Below are 16,935 nucleotides of genomic sequence, written 5' to 3'. Positions count from 1 at the left end.
CCAAAATGAACCCAGCATATTGAAACTGGGTTCATTTACATTAATGAAAGGCTTTTTTCAATGCCGTTCCGGCTTTTTCCAATGCTTTTTTGCCTAATTCAATGAAAGCAGCCATGCTGACAAATCCGTGAATGGTGCCGTTATATCGAACCGACTCAACTTTTACACCGGCTGCGGCCAATTTCTTCGCATAATCCTCCCCTTCATCTCGGAGCGGGTCATATTCTGCTGTGATGACAAGGGCTGGCGGCAAATCAGTAAAATCTTTATTCAAAGAAGGTGAAACAAGCGGGTTCATCTTGTCTTCTTCACTATTTATATAACAATCACGGAACCATTCCATTGTGCCTTGCTCCAGAAAGTACCCTTTTGAATTTTCCAGCATGGAAGCTGTCGGCTCCCCTCCCAAGTTTGTGCTGGGATAGAACAGAAGCTGGAAACAGATTTCAGGTGTCTTTCTCTCCTTTGTCAAATGAGCGGTGACGGCTGCAAGATTTCCACCGGCGCTGTCACCACCGATGGCAATTCGCCTACGATCTACTTGAAACTCCCCTGCATGGTCATACACATATTTAACTGCAGCATAACAATCATCAACCGCTGCAGGGAATTTATGCTCAGGAGCTAACCGGTAATCTACGGAAATCGTCACACAATTAGCAATGTTTGTCAGCGCACGGCAAATATTATCATGGGTTTCAATGTTACCGATAACCCAGCCACCCCCATGATAAAAAACAAGAGCCGGATAAACGTCTTTGGCTTCTTTCGGATAATAAACACGGACTGGAATTTCCGACTCCGGACCTGGAATGGTGCGATCCTCTACCTTCCCTACCTGCTCGACTTCTCCTTGTGGAAAAGTAAAGCTAGCACGTGCCTCTTCCGGGGAAAGTGATTCCAGCGGTGGTCCACCAGCAGCCGCCAATTGGGCTAATACGAATTGTGTTTGTGGATCAAGTGGCATATTATCGCCTCCCTCTCTAGGAAATTTATACAACAATTTAATTCTTTCGAGAATAGGCTCCCAACTTCCTTCTAAGAAGTTACATTTTCTAAGAAATTGTTACTAATATGAACCCGCAATAAAGATCGTATATCGAAGGGAAGATATCATTCACCTATTTCCTTTCGAAAGAGCCGTTTTGTTTTGTGCTGCGCGTTTCTTAAGCACTGATTTTACTTCCCATATATCAGCTACATTCCTTTTGGCCATAAGTAAATAACACAATGCAGCTGGGACTAGAAAGAACTGCAATAATGATAATGTGATGATATAGCTATTTGGTTCCTTAGCAAAACCCGATACAATGCCGAGAATCGATCCGACTCCTACATTCCCGATCGTTCTTCCTAAACTGTTGGAAAGATTGGCAATGCTGAATGCAGTCCCTCGATGTTCAGGCAAATTCACATCCGTAATAAGGGCCAGCCAATTGGGCGTGTTGGCGGATTGCGCGCTAGACGCAAAAAATGACAATACAAAAATGAAAAAAATCCAAGGATTCACGATGATTTGTTCAATCAGCTTTATGAAAATCATAACCCCGTTATGATCCTTAGGAAGCTCTAAACCATTCATTGGAACAATAAACATGAATATGTAAAGCGGCATCGTCAAAAACACAAAAGCGGCAGTTAAAATGGCTCTGCCTTTATACGTTTTTTTCTGCAGTCTGTCACCAAGATGACCAAAATATACAGAGGTCATCCCGCCAATTTGAAAAATAGCATAAAGATATCCCGACACGATTATGGATGTATTCATGTCATATCCTTGCTGGATCACCTTATAGATGTAAAAGGTTGGAAGCCAAACAAGACTTCCAGTGGTAATATTCATAAATAAAGCTTGGATAAACAACAGTAAATTACTCCGCTTGAACAGAACATCTTTGATTTGCCTAGCATCGATGACATAGTTATAAGATTCTCCACTTTGGATGATTTCCCTTAGCTCAGGCTCTGCCCCTCCGCGATGAGGCTCTTTCACAAATAAATAAAGGACAATTAAGAAAAACCCAATACCCCCGACGATTTCAAATGGTACTCTCCAGCTTGTCTTTGTTGCGATTAGGGAAGCCATTAAGGAACCAGCAATACCTCCCAATCCTTGTGTCATTCCCCATAGACTTAACACCAAGCCCCTCATTCTATAAGGGATGGAATCCGTTAAAACACTAAATCCAATCGATGCGATACATCCCAATCCAATTCCTGTTAAAATTTGATATAATAAAAGCTGGAAATAAGTTTTACAAATTGATGTTAAAAAGACAGATACTACCCATATCAGTGTCCCAATAATAATGAGACGCTTTCGTTTAAATTTGCCGGATAAATAACCCCAATAAATGGAGGATATAGCAGTTACAAGGATATTCACAGCTGGAATATTTCCCATTTCAGCAATATTTACATGTAATTCCTTTGCAATATCAGAAAACAGTGGCGGAAACAGCCCAAGTATTATATTATCAAAGGCAGCGAGTGCAATAAAAACAAAGATCGTATATATGGCTCTTACAGTATTTTTTTCCAAGATATGATATAATCCCCTTTATTGAAAACTAATTTTAAGGTATGGTTACATATGACAATCGAATATAAATCTGCCCAAATCTTAAAAAAGTATTAACTAAGTATTAACTTTGTCAATCGATTGCATTCATTTAAATTATTTTTTGCTATAATTATATAACAGGTGTTTAAGAAAGGCTTGGTAATATGGGTAAAAATATACTAATTATTTCATCTGAAAATACTGGACATGGACATAAGAGTATTACGGAATCTTTAATGGAAAAGATTCAGGACAATTCTGTCAACATCCGGGTTATTGATGGATTCTCACTAGGAGGGCCGTTCCTTCTGAATATTGGTAAATCATATGGGCCAATCACAAGAAATGCAGAGAATCTTTGGAAGCTGGTTTGGCACCTTTCCGCTCTAAAGCCGACAACGGTAGACAATTTTATCGAGATTTTGATCAGGAATAATTTCCTCAAGCTGTTGGATGAATTTAAACCTGACTTAATTTTGTCTGTCCATCCTAATTTTAATGGGTCTGTTTTAAATATTCTAGAAAAACATCAAATAAAAATTCCATTTATTATTTTGATTGCCGATTTAGTTAATATTTACCCACTTTGGGCAGATAAGCGAGCTGATTACATTATAAGTCCTACAACTGAAGCCAGGGATAAGTGCCTGGAGTACGGCATCCCTGCCGAAAACATTAAACTGCTAGGCTTTCCTGTGAGATCTAGATTTTTCCGGAAAACTCCAAGAAAGAAAGTCACCTATCAACAGGGGACACCTTTAAAATGCCTGATCATGAGTGGCGGGGAAGGCGTCGGAAATATGAAAACCATCGCGGAAAATCTGCTTGAGAATTTTGACTGTACAGTAAAAATTGTTGCCGGAAGAAACGAAAAATTAAAGGTGAAATTAGAGCGATCATTAAAAGGCAAATATGGCGATAAAGTGGAAATTTTTGGCTTTACGAAAAACATTCAAGATCTGATGTTGAGTTCTGACATTGCTTTTACCAGAGGCAGCCCGAATGTTATGTTTGAAGCCATTGCTGCTAATGTGCCAATTATCATCACTGGCGCACTGCCTGGGCAAGAGGAAGAAAATCCTGCCTTTGCCGAGAAAAGAAATCTTGGTGTAGTATGCAAAGATACAAAAGATATGGTGCAAACGATCCACCATTTGCTTGAAAATAATTGTGAGAAGCTAAATGAAATGATTGACTGTCAACGGAATTTCATTAATTCGCACGCTGCTGAGGACATTCTTCAATTTATTCTGGAAGTGGAAGAACGAACCGACAAAGTACCAGTTGCTTCGAGAGTTCTATCAACCGTCCGGTCCTAGATGCCAGACACTAACAAAAGCGAAAGAATCTGCTCAATACGAGTTGTTCTTTCGCTTTTATTTTTGATTGGTGAGAAAACTTTAATCCAATTTCGATAATTTTCCCTGTAAGTAAGCTCTTCTATCTTTAATATATTCCTCAATGACATGTATTTCTTGATCAAATTCATCAATATATTCCTTTTTATACGGGTCATTTAAGAGGTAGGGACGTATATGTTGAGTCATACGTTCTGCTCTCGGCATAATAAATTCCAGCGTAAATTTCTCCTCCAAGATCTCTTCAAGCATTGTTTTATACTGTTTTCGAAAGGAATCGACAGCCAGGATTCTTGCGGTTAATGTATTAAATCCCCGAATTGGAACATAGTTAGCCTCCATATATTTTCCATTCACATCTCGCCCCCATGTGGCATCATAGTCCCACGGAATGATTTCAAATAATCCAGTTTCCCCATTCCGATATAAGGCGTAGTTATGGACAAATCCGTCATAGTTTGATGTGAAAATAACCCCCGCTACCCACCGAAGATACTGAAGAACATCAACATAGTTAACGATTTCTTTTTCAAAGTCATTCATCGGAATGGTATTAATTTTATAAATAAATTCCTGCAATTTAAGATCTTCCACTGGTGCACCCAACTGTCTTTCATAACCTAATCCTAATGATTTTTTTGTCTCTTTATCTAAATCGCTCATCAAGGAAAAATTGGCGTCCCCGTCAACGGCATAAAAGATGCTTCCATCCGGAAGGTTTCTTCTTTTTAAAAAGTACTCATCCACTGACTCAATTTCTAAATATACCCCTTCAAATCTGCCATTTAAGGTTAATACAACATGCTGTGATTTTGGCGCCAAGACACCAATTTCTGAGAAGAAATCAAATGACAACTTATTGCGAATCATTGACCGGTCCTTATACTCCGAATTAAGATGAACGACCTTTGAACCTTTGAATATTTTCGGCTTATAAAAGGTGATTTGATATGATTTTTTCTTGTAATCCCGTATATGAGAACCGCGGTAAGCGATATCAATCTCAAGCCTTTTTCCATCCAATGTTAATTGTGCCGGAACCGGGTCATCAATCCAAATATCCCGCTTTAGCTCTTTTAGATCACTTGGATGGATATACAGCTTATAGTGAGGTATTTTTCCTGTCTCGTCCATTTTCATCCCTCCTTCTTTAATCGTATGTAGGAAAATTGAGGGATGTCACGTCATTTCAGCATTTTTTCCAAGCTTAGGCTTATGTCTTTATCAAAAAGCGGCTATTATACGTAAATTGGTAAAAGAAGAGTGAGTTTCATCGACATTTTTGTCAAACAGTTTTCGTACTCCCTTTTCAATATCAAAAGGAGGTGCAAAAAATGGCTGAAAGAGAATATTCTCCGGAAGAAATTCAAAGAGCAGCAGATGATGCATGGAAAGGTGGCTTTGGTGATTTCATGTTCATAGACCCGCGAGGCTTGCGTACTTCTAGAAGAAGAACATCAAGACGTGTCATGACATCAAGCAGGAGGACTTCTAGCAGAAGGCAAACAACCAGCAGACAAACATCGAGACGTAGAACATCAAGACATACTTCAAGACGCCGCCATACTTCAAGACAAAGATTATGTTGCACAGGCTGGCGAAACACTCCAAGAGGCAATCAACAAACGATGAGCTGCTGGAGAGATGGGAACATGTGGGAATTTAGAATACGAAATCGATAATGTAAAACGGGAAAGGAAAATGATCCTTTCCCATTTTTCTTTATAGAATTGGTGTTTTTGGAGTATTTTGCCCCTTATCGCTGTTATGAAGGACGAGTTTCTATTTTATCTGATATGCTTTTTCTTTCATTACTTAGAGAAGCAGCACCTTATCCCCTATTTGTATTTCTCCTGTTTTACTCACAGAAGCATACACCCCAAGATAATTATTACGTTCCTTTACGACCGTTTTGAGTAGAGTCGAATCCCGCTCTGCATTTTCGGGGTCAACAGTAATGATCATGCATCGTTCACAGTGTCGCTTTAGTTCAAGTACCACATTAGGGCCAATCTTTACTCGTCTGCCTAACCATGTTTCTACAATAAATGGTATTTTTTTCCTGTAAGGAAATGAATAAATTTGGTCGAAACCGACGAAAATCTAATTCCGATTGCCCCCATGATTCTTTCAATTTTTCTATTGGGGCATCTGTTACCAGTTGAATATGCTCTTCTTCGATGGCTCCCAGCGGTACATTGTTTGGAGTATATGTAACAAGAGAAATTTTACGGTTTGATTTCCTTTCTATATCTTTCGTTAACTCTTCATCTCCCCAATTGATCACCTTACCTTCAGGTGTTGTAATTTCTACACGGGGATATTCATCCATTATTTCCTCTCCTACGAATCTTGCTTTGTACCGGACCATTTCGGGAAATTGTGTGATGGTTAAAAATTTTCCTGGTCGTGTTGCATCTAAGAAAGCATGACTACGGTCACCGTACAAACCATATTCCATTATTTTCGATTTCTGTACGCTTTCGCCGGTAAAAGATTTCACCGGGTGACGGACAATTTCCTTGACATGGCCAATTAGCATTGAATTCACTCCTACAAATCTTATCGTTTACGACCAATAATAAAGCCTCTATCTAATTTATCAAACCCTATTTTCGGATAATACTCAACTGCAGATGGCGCCGCAATCAAAATTAATGCTGCCTCATCTCCAAGTTTTTCTTGAATTAAGCGGATGATTTCTTTACCAATTCCGCTTCGTTGATATTCCTTATCTACCGCAAGGTCTGATAAATAACAGCAATAGGAATAGTCCGTAATCGCCCTGCCAATTCCAACGAGTTTTCCATTGTCGCGGGCTGTAACAATGATGTCCGCGTGATCTATCATCCGCTGAATACGCTCTAAATCTTCAACCGGCCGTCTAATCCCCGACTTTTTAAACACATCTGCTAATTCTGTAGCAGCAAGATTCTGTTCAAACTCATATTTAATTTCCATTTTTCAATCCTCCACCCATCCAAAATTGCCAATTTTTCAAAAATACTTTTCTCTATCATACCTTTATCAGATTTTTAAATACAACCCTTATCATTCGATTTTTTTAAAGTAATTGGTTACAATAAGTATACAAGAAATAAATTGTATCCATTAGGGAGTGAACTGAGTGGAAGATCGGGCAAAAATTTTATGTAAAAAGGTTGAAAAAACCTTCGAAATCATTGGGAAAAGATGGACAGGATTAATTATTTATGTATTATTAAGCGGTCCGAAGCGTTTTAGTGAGATTCACTCGATTATCCCTGATTTAAGTAAACGAGTTCTGACGGAAAGAATGAAGGAATTGGAGGAACATGGAATTGTCTTAAGACACGTTATTCCGGAGCGGCCTATACGAACAGAATATTTATTGACAAAAAAAGGAACCGAGTTAGGGCAAATATTAGGACCCATTAAACAATGGGCTGATCATTGGATAAAAGATAATTAATTTTTTTAAGGTAATATGAAAACCCTTACCTAGGCTAAAAGAACAGCCAGATAAGGGAGTTTCATTATTTGGAAATACGTTTTAATAATTCATCTCTTTCTGCTTCATATCCTGGTTTACCTAAGAGCGCAAACATATTCTTTTTATATGCTTCAACACCAGGTTGGTCAAACGGGTTAACTCCCATTAACAATCCGCTGATACCGCATGCTTTTTCAAAGAAATAAACCATTTCGCCAAACGTAAATTCGTCCAATTTGTCCAATTCTACCAACAGGTTTGGAACCCCTCCGTCAACATGGGCGAGAACGGTGCCTTGATAGGCATTTTTATTGACAAAGTCCATCGTTTTGCCGGCCAAATAGTTTAACCCGTCAAGGTTAGATTTATCTTCTTGAATGGTTAAATCAAGTTTCGGTTCTTTAACTGATATAACTGTTTCAATTAAATCCCTGCGGCCTTCCTGTACATATTGGCCCATTGAATGAAGATCTGTTGTAAAGTCTACGGAAGCAGGATATAGGCCTTTTTGGTTTTTTCCTTCACTTTCACCAAAAAGCTGTTTCCACCATTCGGAAACATAGTGAAGCGATGGCTCATAATTGACAAGCAGTTCTATTGATTTTCCTTTCCGATAAAGGGCATTTCGTACAGCAGCATATTGGTAACATTGGTTTGTTGCTAAGTCTGGATTGTTGTATTTGTCTGCAGCCGTTTGTGCACCTTCCATCATTTTATCAATATCAAGCCCGGCAACTGCGATTGGCAATAAACCAACTGCTGTTAAAACAGAATATCTGCCGCCTACATCATCAGGAATGACAAAGGTTTCATATCCTTCCTCATCCGCAAGGGTTTTTAAAGCCCCTTTTGCTCGGTCAGTTGTAGCAAAGATCCGTTTGCGCGCTTCTTCTTTTCCATACTTCTTTTCTACTAGATCACGGAAAATCCGGAAGGCAATGGCAGGTTCAGTTGTCGTACCGGATTTAGAGATAACATTCACCGAAATATCTTTATCCTTGATGACGTCAAGCAAATGAGATACATATGTAGCACTGATATTTTGTCCGGCGAAATAGATTTGAGTAGTATTTTCCATTTGATTATGGAATGTATGTGAAAGTGCTTCAATGGCCGCTCTCGCACCAAGATAGGAACCACCGATCCCGATCACGATTAAGGCATCAGAATGATTGCGAATTCTTTCCGCTGCATTTTTAATTCTTGCAAATTCTTCTTTATCATAGTCATGAGGCAAGTTCACCCAGCCAAGAAAATCCGAACCAGGCCCTTTCTTCTCATGCAACATGTTATGAGCGGATTTTACAAACTCGCCCAGATAATCTACTTCGCTTTGTTCCATAAAGGTTAATGCGTTTGAGTAATCAAAAGTGATTGACATCGTACTTCTTCCTTTCCGTTAAAATAAGGGCGTTAGATACCCAATAGTATCTAACCCCCCTTCTGCTTTTTAGTTATATTTTATTTGGCATTTTTCCAGTCAGCCGCGAATTTTTCAATTCCTTGGTCTGTTAATGGATGTTTTGCTAATTGCTCAATAACTTTAAATGGAATAGTTGCAATATGAGCTCCAGCAAGCGCCACACGGGTTACATGGTCCGGGTGGCGGACAGATGCAGCAATGATTTGCGTATTTAACTTATGAACACGGAACAATTCGGCAACTCTTGTAACGAGCCCAACACCGTCTTCACTAATATCGTCTAAGCGGCCCAAGAATGGAGAAACATACGTTGCTCCGGCACGTGCTGCTAACAATGCTTGGTTTACTGTAAAAATAAGCGTTACGTTTGTTTTAACTCCTTTTTTGGAAAGGTAACTGCATGCTTGTAGACCTTCCAAGGTCATTGGAAGTTTAATGGTAATCCTTTTGTCCCCGCCATTTATTTTAATCAGCTCGTTTGCTTCTGCAATCATTTGCTCAGCTGTTAAAGCGTTTGGAGTTACTTCAGCAGATACCGATTCAACTTCTGGTACAGCATTTAAAATTTCTGAAATACGGTCTTCAAATTTTACACCCTCTTTTGCTACCAATGATGGGTTGGTGGTAACACCTGATAATACTCCGATTTTGTATGCTTTTTTGATTTCGTCCAAATTTGCGGTATCAATGAAAAATTTCACGATTGACTCCTCCAATATTTAATAAAATTCTCCCTTGAATCTGCTGCACCCATCGGGAGGTCTGGGTGCCCCGGATTTCCCGTACCGACGGCAGCGACTAATGACCAAACTGTTCTACCTCCTTTATTTTATTGATACTGAGGGGCTTTTTCTTCAGTTTTTTCATCCAGCCACCATTTATAACCTTGTTCAGCCAATAAAGCATCAGATGCTTCTGGACCATATGAACCTGAGCGATATTCATAAAGAGGCAGAAGATTTTCCTTGAATGCATCCAAAATTGGCTGCACCCATTCCCAAGACAATTCAACCTCTTTCCAATGGGCAAAGAATGTAGAATCACCAATCAAGGCATCATAAATGAGCCTTTCATAGGCTTCAGGAACGAACAAACCGGTTCCTTCTTCGCTAGAAAAATTAATTCTAACAGGTTCTATTCTTCCATCTTTCATAGGATTTTTACTATTTAATTGTAGAGAAACATTTTCATTCGGGCTGATCTCAATAATCAATAAATTAGGTTCCATTTGTTGCTGATGAAGCTGGTTGATGGTATTTTTAAATTCGATTACGATCCGGGTAGATTTTTCCTTCATTCTTTTTCCTGTTCGTATGTAAAATGGCACCCCACTCCAAAATGGATTATCTATCCATAACCGGGCAGCCACAAATGTGTCAGTTTGTGAAGAAGGATTTACTCCAGGCTCCTCTTTGTAACCTGCTGCAATTTGTCCATTTATTTCTCCCGAGCTGTACTGACCGCGAACAATATGGTACTGTGCTTCTTCTTTTTTGATAGGGCGAAGAGCCTCCAACACTTTTCGTTTTTCATAGCGAATTTCAGAAGCATTTAACTTTTTGGGGAGGTTCATCGCCGTCATCATGAGCATTTGCAGCATATGATTTTGAACCATATCACGAATAGCTCCAGCATGATCATAATAACCTGCCCTTTTCTCAACTCCGACCGTTTCACTGGCGGTAATCTGGACATTGGCAATATGATCTTTATTCCAAATAGATCGCAGAACCGGATTGGCAAATTCCAAAGCTTCCAGATTCTGAACCATCGATTTCCCTAAATAATGATCAATCCGATAAATCTCCTCTTCTACAAATGCTCGGCTTAATTTATCATTTAAATCACGTGCGGATTGGAGATCATGTCCAAATGGTTTTTCAATGATTAATCGTTTCCATCCCTTTGTTTCTCCAAGTCCACTATTATGGATATTTAAGGCAATTGTATCAAAAAACTCCGGAGCAACGGAAAGATAAAACATCCGATTTTCCTTAATCTTCAGTTCTTCTTCCCTTTGTTTTACGAATTGTAGTAATTTTTGATATTCTTCTGGCTTTGCTGCATCCATTGGAAGATAACGGAACGCGTCTAATAGTGCGCTCATTCCTTTTGCATCATGTTCTAAACGGCGAGAAAAAGTTAAGATCGATTCTTTTACGCGATCTTGAAACTCCGCATGAGATAAATGACCCCTACCAAGTCCTATGATGGATATCGGTTGAGGCAGTTTCTGATCTATAAATAAATTGTAAAGAGCTGGGAAGATTTTCCTCTTAGCTAAATCCCCTGTTGCTCCAAACAAAACAAAAGTCATTGATTCCAATTTCTTTTCCCCCATTTTTAATTTAACCATTGTTTCTTAATTTGTTCCTGTGCCATACGTAATATTTGCTCTTTAGATGTGCCTTTTTCCACAATTACGTTTGTTAGGTAATTTCGACCATTATAAGAAAGCTTCACAGTCACTTCAACCATTTATATCACCTCTTCGAGATTCAATCTCTTAGTTATTTTTAATAACTTTAGTTACTTTGTGTAACCATATTACTCCTTCAAAAATGAAGCGTCAAGAAAAGCATCTTGATCGTAAGGTCAGCGAGAAGCGTTTCCATTACTGGTGAAATACACTTTTATCCGCTTTCGAAAAATATTTTTTCTTCTAGAACTTCTTAAAAATTAATTTAAAATGGGAGGATGAACAGAATGGTTATAAAGGTAAGCCTAGCATAAGTGGACCAAATGGCAGGGGTGTCTAAAATTGAGGACATTTATGGAAATCCCCCTATGACAAGGGGGCTAATTTACGGGGAGGTAATCAATTATATTTTAGATACATTTTCTGCTTGAGGGCCACGTTGTCCTTGTACAACATCAAATTGTACGCGTTGCCCTTCATCTAGGGATTTAAAACCTTCACCTGTAATCGCACTATAGTGTACGAAAACGTCTTCTCCACCTTCTCTTTCAATAAAGCCAAAACCTTTCTCTGAATTGAACCATTTAACTGTACCTGTTTCCATTAAAAAACCTCCAATTTTTCAGCAAATAAAAAATTCACATTTTTAATTGAGCAACCCCAAATCAAGTGATTGCCCTTTTTTAACATGTGTTTTGACCAAGCGAATTATACGTCAAATTAATTTTGGTGAAATTCCCCATCTATGGATATTCCATTTCATTTTTATTTAATAACTTAGATACATTTAGGATCACTAGCGCACTTGTGAATTCCAAGCAAATCGGTGAATTTTTTAGGATTGTTGGTAATCTCTCCGTCCACTCCGATGGAAAGAAGTTTAGCCATATCATCCAGTTTATTGATGGTCCATGGATCGACGAACAGGCCGTTTAAATGAGCTTTCTTAATGAGGTTCGGGGTAACGATGTCTATACTAGGGCCGATTCCTGCTGCATATTCTTTTATCCGTTTAAATTCTCTATTTACATTCAATCCTTTAAACATGGATCTTGGGTATAGTTGAATGATCTTTGCACTAGGATCCAATTCTTTTAATTTTCGCAAGCTTGACTCATCTTTTGAGAGGAAAATAAAGCTTGGATCATTACTGACACCATGGTTCTTCATAATCGTAACTACTTTCTCCTCCACTCCTGGATATAGATTCGGTTCTTTGAGTTCGATAAAGAGTCCTACCTTCCTCTTTCCCTTTTTTTCAACAAATTGAATGACCTCCTCAAATGTTGGAACCCGCTGCTGCTTAAACTCCTTTCGTGCTATCTTCTGGTATTTCCTGTTAAACCACGAACCAGCATCCAGTTTCCTAATATCTTCCAGATTAAAATCTCTTACAAGCCATGGTGAACGATTCGGATACATTTTCTTCGCATTGGTTGTTCTTTTTAGGGACTGATCATGCATAACAATAAGGTGTCCATCCTTTGTCATTTGCACGTCAAGTTCAATGTAATTTGCCCCCATCTTAATTGCCTGGTTGTATGCCGCCAAGGAATTTTCAGGTCCGTACTCCGAAGCCCCGCGGTGGGCTATTACTGCAATTTCAGATGTAATCGGCTGCAATTTGGAGCGATCTGAATCGTTTGTTCTACTTCGATTAAATAGTTCGAATACATTTGGTGCGAAAAAAATAACACAAATAGAGAGAAAAGCAAGTCTAAAAATCAAACTTTGTTGCATATCCTTATTCATCTCCTAAATGTTCATAACAAGCAGCTGAACAATCTGATCTTCAATCTTCTTTCCTTTCTCATCATCCAGCAGATTATTTAACATAATGGAGAAAACAAGTTGGCTGCCGCTTTTCGTGGTCACATAACCTGATAAAGAGCTTACAGTTGAAAGTGTCCCGGTTTTTGCACGGACTTTTCCCTTTAGATTCGGGTTTTTCAGTCGATATTGCAATGTTCCGCCAACCAATTTGTCCTCCTCTCCTGCAATAGGTAACGCGCGAAGATAGGATGGAAACCATTTTTCTTTTTGAATGGAAAATAACAGCTGTGAGATTTGATTGGCCGAAATTAGATTTACATGAGATACACCCGAGCCGTCACGGAGAACCATTGTTTTTGGATTGACACCCCATTTTGCCAACTCAGCTTCCATTACTTCTAAACCTTTATTCCAGCTTCCTTCGCCTTTAACTACCTTTCCCATTTCCTTTACCAACATTTCGGCATGAACATTGTTGCTTAATTTCATAAAAGGAATCATTAACTCTGCTAATGGCATCGACTGATGGGAAATCAGTATGTTTGCGGTGTCAGGCACCATACCTGTTTTGATTTTCCCTGAAACTTTTATGCCATGTTTGGTTAAAGATTGATTGAATAAGGTTACAGCAAAGCGGGTAGGTTCCCAAACCCCGACCCATTCTTTAACCGGTTTGGTTTTCATCGGGAAGGTCCCCTCTATAACGATCGTGTTTTTAGCATGTTCCCGTTCTATCTTGATTTTCCTTTTACTCTCTGATTTGGCGGTTTTTGAATGATTTAAAAGTTTCACATAATTTGTTTCTGGGGTTACAGTTACGGAGGGCTTGTCCCCGATTTTAGTCCCGGGCTTGACTTCAACTAAAACAGAACCGGCATCAAAATCTTTCGTTGGTGAAGCGGTCAATGCGGAAATCTGTGCCCCATAATAAGTGGTTTCGTCACTCCAAGGGAGGTCCTTAGAATAACGGATATTGTCATACCAAGAATCATCACCGATTAAATCTCCTTGAATTCTTTTAATGCCCATTTTTTTTAATTTAGAAGCCATTTTGTCAAAATCCTTCTTCATTAGGGTGGGGTCGCCTTTTCCCTTAATATAAAGATTGCCATTTAATGTTTTCTTTTTCACCTGTCCGTCCGCATATATTTCCGTAGGAAAGGTATAATTCATTCCTAACACATCAAGGGCTGCAGCGGCTGTCAACAACTTCAGGTTTGACGCTGGCCGTAGACGAATGTCCCCTTGATGTTGGTAGAGGATTGTACCGTCAGTTGCCGATCGAATACTGATTCCGGCAATAGCTCCTTGAAGATCCGGCGTGCTATTTAAAAATTGATTTAGTCTCGTTTCTACTGCCGGAGTCCATTCTTTCGCATGAACTTGACTTTGGTATGTGAATGGAACCAAGGCTTGGATGAATATAAATAAACGTAAGATAAAGTTTTTTATTCTCATATCAACTGATCACCCAAACTTCCCGAAGAATTGACAGGACACGGTTTCTATTATTCTTTCGAGATAAAAGTTATTTATACAATGCAAAATGACTGCACAAAAAAATATTATATAGAGTGGGATAGCATCAGAGAAATGAAATTTTTCATCGGTAAGGAACTTCCAATAGAAAAAGGCCGATTCCTCAGTATTAATATTGAGAAATTGGCCTTTTTTCATTCATACATAAACACGTCTGTTTGTTGAAGATCAATGCCTAAATATTCTTCGATTTTTCATATTTATAAAGCGTCATGGAGGAATCCCCCAATTTCATCCAACCCCGACTTTGCTTATGACTAGTTTGTGTGTCTCGCCACTTAGATGCAGGTACAACCACACAATTTGATTTAATCCAATTGACTATTCTTGTTTGTTGATTGCCAAATGATCTTTCTGGTAAAAGGAAATAACGGATTTGTCCTTCATTGGCAAGCTTTTGCAGCTTTGCAACCGTAAGTGCCGGATCACTACCCATAAATCCCCCGATCGCCATAACGGGCAAACCGGTATCAAGAATAATCGGAGCAGCTGACATTGCGTTTAATGTTCCCACTAAATAAGTTCCTTTTCGATAGTTCAACTTTAAATAGTTTTCAAGTTTAGAGTTGGAAACCATTTCGTCTTGTCCATGCTGGTTTTTTAACTCTGGACCTGCAAAAGGTTTGGTCACGTTTCCTCCGTATTCAATCGGAGTAATCGCCCATACTGTTGGAGCGGTAACTAAAGACAGAACCCCGATCACCAGCACAATGAAAGAGATTCCTCTCTTACTAGAAGCAATTATTTTTTTGCCAAACAGCAAACAAACCAAGGAAATTAATGCCAAAACCCCGATTGTAATCGAAAGCGGGTCACGTAATGTAGGATATCTCCATATAACCGATATTTCAAAGACTACAGTGCACATTAATGCAAGCGGTAAAAACCAATTTTCTTTTGTACACCATTGTTTCCACATCTCTTTAAAACCGGCTCCCGCCAATGCTGCAATACCAGGAGCCATCTGAACCATGTAGTAACTGCTAAACCTTTTTGCAATACTAAAGAAGACAAACATAGTCAAAACCCATACTGTCCAAAAAACAACCGTTTGACGTTTACGGTCAAGAGGATCTCGAACACGCGCCCCCCATAAAAGGGATATAACACTTATGAAGACACCCGGAAAAAGCCAGCTGAGCTGACCATCCAATTCGGGAGTTGTAAACAGCCGGAATATACTTGGATTACCTGTTTGTCCAAAGCCGGAAAAGCGCCCTGCATTTCGATGAGCTCCTCTACCTGCGTTCCAATTACCGAACTGGTGGGGTTGCTTTGATCCCATGTGGAAATTACCGGTCTTGCCAACCAGCCGATTAATTCCGTTATACCCAATTGCCAGTGTTACTTCCGAATTATTTTGCGTACTTCCGACATAAGGGCGCTGGTTTGCAGGCACCGAATCTACGATCACTGACCAAGATAGGGAGACAACCAGAAGAACGATGGTAGCTGTTAATAAGTGTACTAGCTTTTTTGACCAAGTTAACTTTGGATTGATCAAATAAAAAAGATAAAATGCCGGGAGTACAAGGAACGCTTCCATCATCTTAATGTTAAACCCAACTCCAACAATGAAAAATGCAAGAACTAACCATTTCAAATGATTTTTCTCAACCGCTTTGCTCAGTGCCCAAGTGGCAATCAGATTAACAAACATGAGCATACAATCCACTTCATTAGTCCGGTCCGCTGCCACAACAATCGGAGTTAGTGTCAAAAATAGTGCTGCCAACAACCCAGCCCCACGTCCAAAGATACGAGCTACGAGATGGTAAAGTAAAGCGACCGATAATACACCGGCAAGGGCTTGAGGCAAACATAAACTCCATCCTTTAAACCCGAATATATACGCACTTAGTGCCTGAAACCAAAAATCAACCGGTGGTTTATCAATCGCAATAAATCCTTTAGGATCAAAAGAATTAAAGAAAAAGTTATGCCAGCTCTCCAGCATGCTTTTAACAGCTGCAGAGTAATAAGTATTTCCAATCCCTTCTTGTCCTAACTTATAAAAATTAAGAATAAATGATAATAACAAAATTCCTCCCAATCCAACATAATGCCACTTAAATTTTAAATTTACTCGGCTCATAGTTTCTCCATCCCCTTCTGGAATCAATATAATACTACTAAACCTGTTGCAATCGTTTCTTTGACTCTCCTTCATTCAAATCAGACTTCAATTGTAATACAGTCTCCACATGGTATTTCGGACGTCGCTTAGTCTCTTTATAGATTTTCTCTATGTATTCCCCAATGAGGAAGCACCTCCTCCTCGTTATAACAAGGAACGACGATATACAGTACTGGTGGTCTCATAAGCCCCAAAATGAACTTGGACAACAAGAGAAATCTGTATTATACTGCTCAAGGGCGACGATAGTT

15 protein-coding genes and 1 pseudogene are annotated in these 16,935 nt (G+C 39.1%); 3 read left to right on the top strand and 13 right to left on the bottom strand.

Going from position 1 to position 16,935, the window contains the following annotated elements; all coding sequences use genetic code 11:
• Window positions 1-40 precede the first annotated feature (40 nt).
• Together lipP1 and BFU02S_RS09505 are read right to left on the bottom strand one after the other, a co-directional pair.
• On the bottom strand, window positions 41-967 hold the full coding sequence (lipP1, locus tag BFU02S_RS09510; RefSeq protein WP_066369646.1) for a LipP1 family hormone-sensitive lipase: 927 nt from the start codon (window positions 965-967) through the stop codon (window positions 41-43).
• Between the two features lie 150 nt (window positions 968-1,117).
• Window positions 1,118-2,542: an MFS transporter gene (locus BFU02S_RS09505; RefSeq protein ID WP_066369643.1), complete on the bottom strand. Its 1,425-nt coding sequence runs from the start codon at window positions 2,540-2,542 to the stop codon at window positions 1,118-1,120.
• A 185-nt stretch (window positions 2,543-2,727) separates the two neighbouring features.
• Between BFU02S_RS09505 and BFU02S_RS09500 the strand changes: the two genes are divergently transcribed.
• Window positions 2,728-3,882, top strand: coding sequence for an MGDG synthase family glycosyltransferase (locus BFU02S_RS09500; RefSeq protein WP_066369641.1), 1,155 nt, complete (start codon window positions 2,728-2,730; stop codon window positions 3,880-3,882).
• A gap of 81 nt (window positions 3,883-3,963) precedes the next feature.
• Here BFU02S_RS09500 and BFU02S_RS09495 read toward each other — a convergent pair whose 3' ends face one another.
• Window positions 3,964-5,055, bottom strand: a complete 1,092-nt coding sequence (locus BFU02S_RS09495; protein ID WP_066369639.1) for a CotH kinase family protein — start codon at window positions 5,053-5,055, stop codon at window positions 3,964-3,966.
• A gap of 200 nt (window positions 5,056-5,255) precedes the next feature.
• Here BFU02S_RS09495 and BFU02S_RS16730 point away from each other — a divergent pair, with 200 nt between their 5' ends.
• The gene (locus BFU02S_RS16730; protein WP_157075893.1) at window positions 5,256-5,603 is read left to right on the top strand and encodes a CotG/ExsB N-terminal domain-containing protein; all 348 of its coding nucleotides are present in this window, start codon (window positions 5,256-5,258) and stop codon (window positions 5,601-5,603) included.
• A gap of 133 nt (window positions 5,604-5,736) precedes the next feature.
• Here the strand turns inward: BFU02S_RS16730 and BFU02S_RS09490 are convergent.
• Both BFU02S_RS09490 and BFU02S_RS09485 read right to left on the bottom strand, forming a co-directional pair.
• Window positions 5,737-6,463, bottom strand: a pseudogene (locus BFU02S_RS09490) (MOSC domain-containing protein).
• Window positions 6,464-6,483: 20 nt separating this feature from the next.
• A complete protein-coding gene (locus BFU02S_RS09485) occupies window positions 6,484-6,882 on the bottom strand; it encodes a GNAT family N-acetyltransferase (protein ID WP_066369637.1) in 399 nt (132 codons plus the stop codon).
• Window positions 6,883-7,048: 166 nt separating this feature from the next.
• Here BFU02S_RS09485 and BFU02S_RS09480 point away from each other — a divergent pair, with 166 nt between their 5' ends.
• A complete protein-coding gene (locus tag BFU02S_RS09480) occupies window positions 7,049-7,372 on the top strand; it encodes a winged helix-turn-helix transcriptional regulator (protein ID WP_066369635.1) in 324 nt (107 codons plus the stop codon).
• A gap of 64 nt (window positions 7,373-7,436) precedes the next feature.
• Here BFU02S_RS09480 and BFU02S_RS09475 read toward each other — a convergent pair whose 3' ends face one another.
• The 8 genes from BFU02S_RS09475 to BFU02S_RS09440 all read right to left on the bottom strand — a co-directional run bounded on the left by BFU02S_RS09475 (window position 7,437) and on the right by BFU02S_RS09440 (window position 16,642).
• The gene (locus tag BFU02S_RS09475) at window positions 7,437-8,774 is read right to left on the bottom strand and encodes a glucose-6-phosphate isomerase (RefSeq protein WP_066369634.1); all 1,338 of its coding nucleotides are present in this window, start codon (window positions 8,772-8,774) and stop codon (window positions 7,437-7,439) included.
• An 80-nt stretch (window positions 8,775-8,854) separates the two neighbouring features.
• Complete coding sequence (fsa, locus tag BFU02S_RS09470; RefSeq protein ID WP_066369631.1) at window positions 8,855-9,517, bottom strand: fructose-6-phosphate aldolase; 663 nt, start codon at window positions 9,515-9,517, stop codon at window positions 8,855-8,857.
• Between the two features lie 128 nt (window positions 9,518-9,645).
• Window positions 9,646-11,142: a glucose-6-phosphate dehydrogenase gene (gene zwf, locus BFU02S_RS09465; RefSeq protein ID WP_066369651.1), complete on the bottom strand. Its 1,497-nt coding sequence runs from the start codon at window positions 11,140-11,142 to the stop codon at window positions 9,646-9,648.
• A 17-nt stretch (window positions 11,143-11,159) separates the two neighbouring features.
• Window positions 11,160-11,294, bottom strand: a complete 135-nt coding sequence (locus BFU02S_RS09460) for a BA3454 family stress response protein (protein ID WP_066369630.1) — start codon at window positions 11,292-11,294, stop codon at window positions 11,160-11,162.
• Between the two features lie 344 nt (window positions 11,295-11,638).
• Complete coding sequence (locus BFU02S_RS09455; protein ID WP_066369629.1) at window positions 11,639-11,839, bottom strand: cold-shock protein; 201 nt, start codon at window positions 11,837-11,839, stop codon at window positions 11,639-11,641.
• A gap of 173 nt (window positions 11,840-12,012) precedes the next feature.
• On the bottom strand, window positions 12,013-12,975 hold the full coding sequence (locus BFU02S_RS09450; RefSeq protein ID WP_066369626.1) for a glycerophosphodiester phosphodiesterase family protein: 963 nt from the start codon (window positions 12,973-12,975) through the stop codon (window positions 12,013-12,015).
• Window positions 12,976-12,990: 15 nt separating this feature from the next.
• Window positions 12,991-14,466: a D-alanyl-D-alanine carboxypeptidase/D-alanyl-D-alanine endopeptidase gene (dacB, locus tag BFU02S_RS09445; protein WP_066369625.1), complete on the bottom strand. Its 1,476-nt coding sequence runs from the start codon at window positions 14,464-14,466 to the stop codon at window positions 12,991-12,993.
• Window positions 14,467-14,722: 256 nt separating this feature from the next.
• Entirely contained in the window at window positions 14,723-16,642 is a 1,920-nt protein-coding gene (locus BFU02S_RS09440; protein WP_066369622.1) for an ArnT family glycosyltransferase, read from the bottom strand.
• Between the last annotated feature and the right edge of the window lie 293 nt (window positions 16,643-16,935).

The organism is Neobacillus fumarioli NBRC 102428, from assembly GCF_001591485.1.
Lineage (GTDB): Bacteria > Bacillota > Bacilli > Bacillales > Cytobacillaceae > Neobacillus > Neobacillus fumarioli.
Note: the sequence above shows the minus strand (reverse complement) of the source record. Positions and strands in the feature narration are given on the sequence as shown.

Excerpts from the sequence above, each read along its gene's own strand:
- lipP1 (WP_066369646.1), bottom strand. The coding sequence starts at position 967 with ATGCCACTTGATCCACAAACACAATTCGTATTAGCCCAATTGGCGGCT.
- BFU02S_RS09500 (WP_066369641.1), top strand. The coding sequence starts at position 2,728 with ATGGGTAAAAATATACTAATTATTTCATCTGAAAATACTGGACATGGA.
- BFU02S_RS09495 (WP_066369639.1), bottom strand. The coding sequence starts at position 5,055 with ATGGACGAGACAGGAAAAATACCTCACTATAAGCTGTATATCCATCCA.
- BFU02S_RS16730 (WP_157075893.1), top strand. The coding sequence starts at position 5,256 with ATGGCTGAAAGAGAATATTCTCCGGAAGAAATTCAAAGAGCAGCAGAT.
- BFU02S_RS09485 (WP_066369637.1), bottom strand. The coding sequence starts at position 6,882 with ATGGAAATTAAATATGAGTTTGAACAGAATCTTGCTGCTACAGAATTA.
- BFU02S_RS09475 (WP_066369634.1), bottom strand. The coding sequence starts at position 8,774 with ATGTCAATCACTTTTGATTACTCAAACGCATTAACCTTTATGGAACAA.
- BFU02S_RS09460 (WP_066369630.1), bottom strand. The coding sequence starts at position 11,294 with ATGGTTGAAGTGACTGTGAAGCTTTCTTATAATGGTCGAAATTACCTA.
- BFU02S_RS09455 (WP_066369629.1), bottom strand. The coding sequence starts at position 11,839 with ATGGAAACAGGTACAGTTAAATGGTTCAATTCAGAGAAAGGTTTTGGC.
- BFU02S_RS09450 (WP_066369626.1), bottom strand. The coding sequence starts at position 12,975 with ATGCAACAAAGTTTGATTTTTAGACTTGCTTTTCTCTCTATTTGTGTT.
- dacB (WP_066369625.1), bottom strand. The coding sequence starts at position 14,466 with ATGAGAATAAAAAACTTTATCTTACGTTTATTTATATTCATCCAAGCC.
- BFU02S_RS09440 (WP_066369622.1), bottom strand. The coding sequence starts at position 16,642 with ATGAGCCGAGTAAATTTAAAATTTAAGTGGCATTATGTTGGATTGGGA.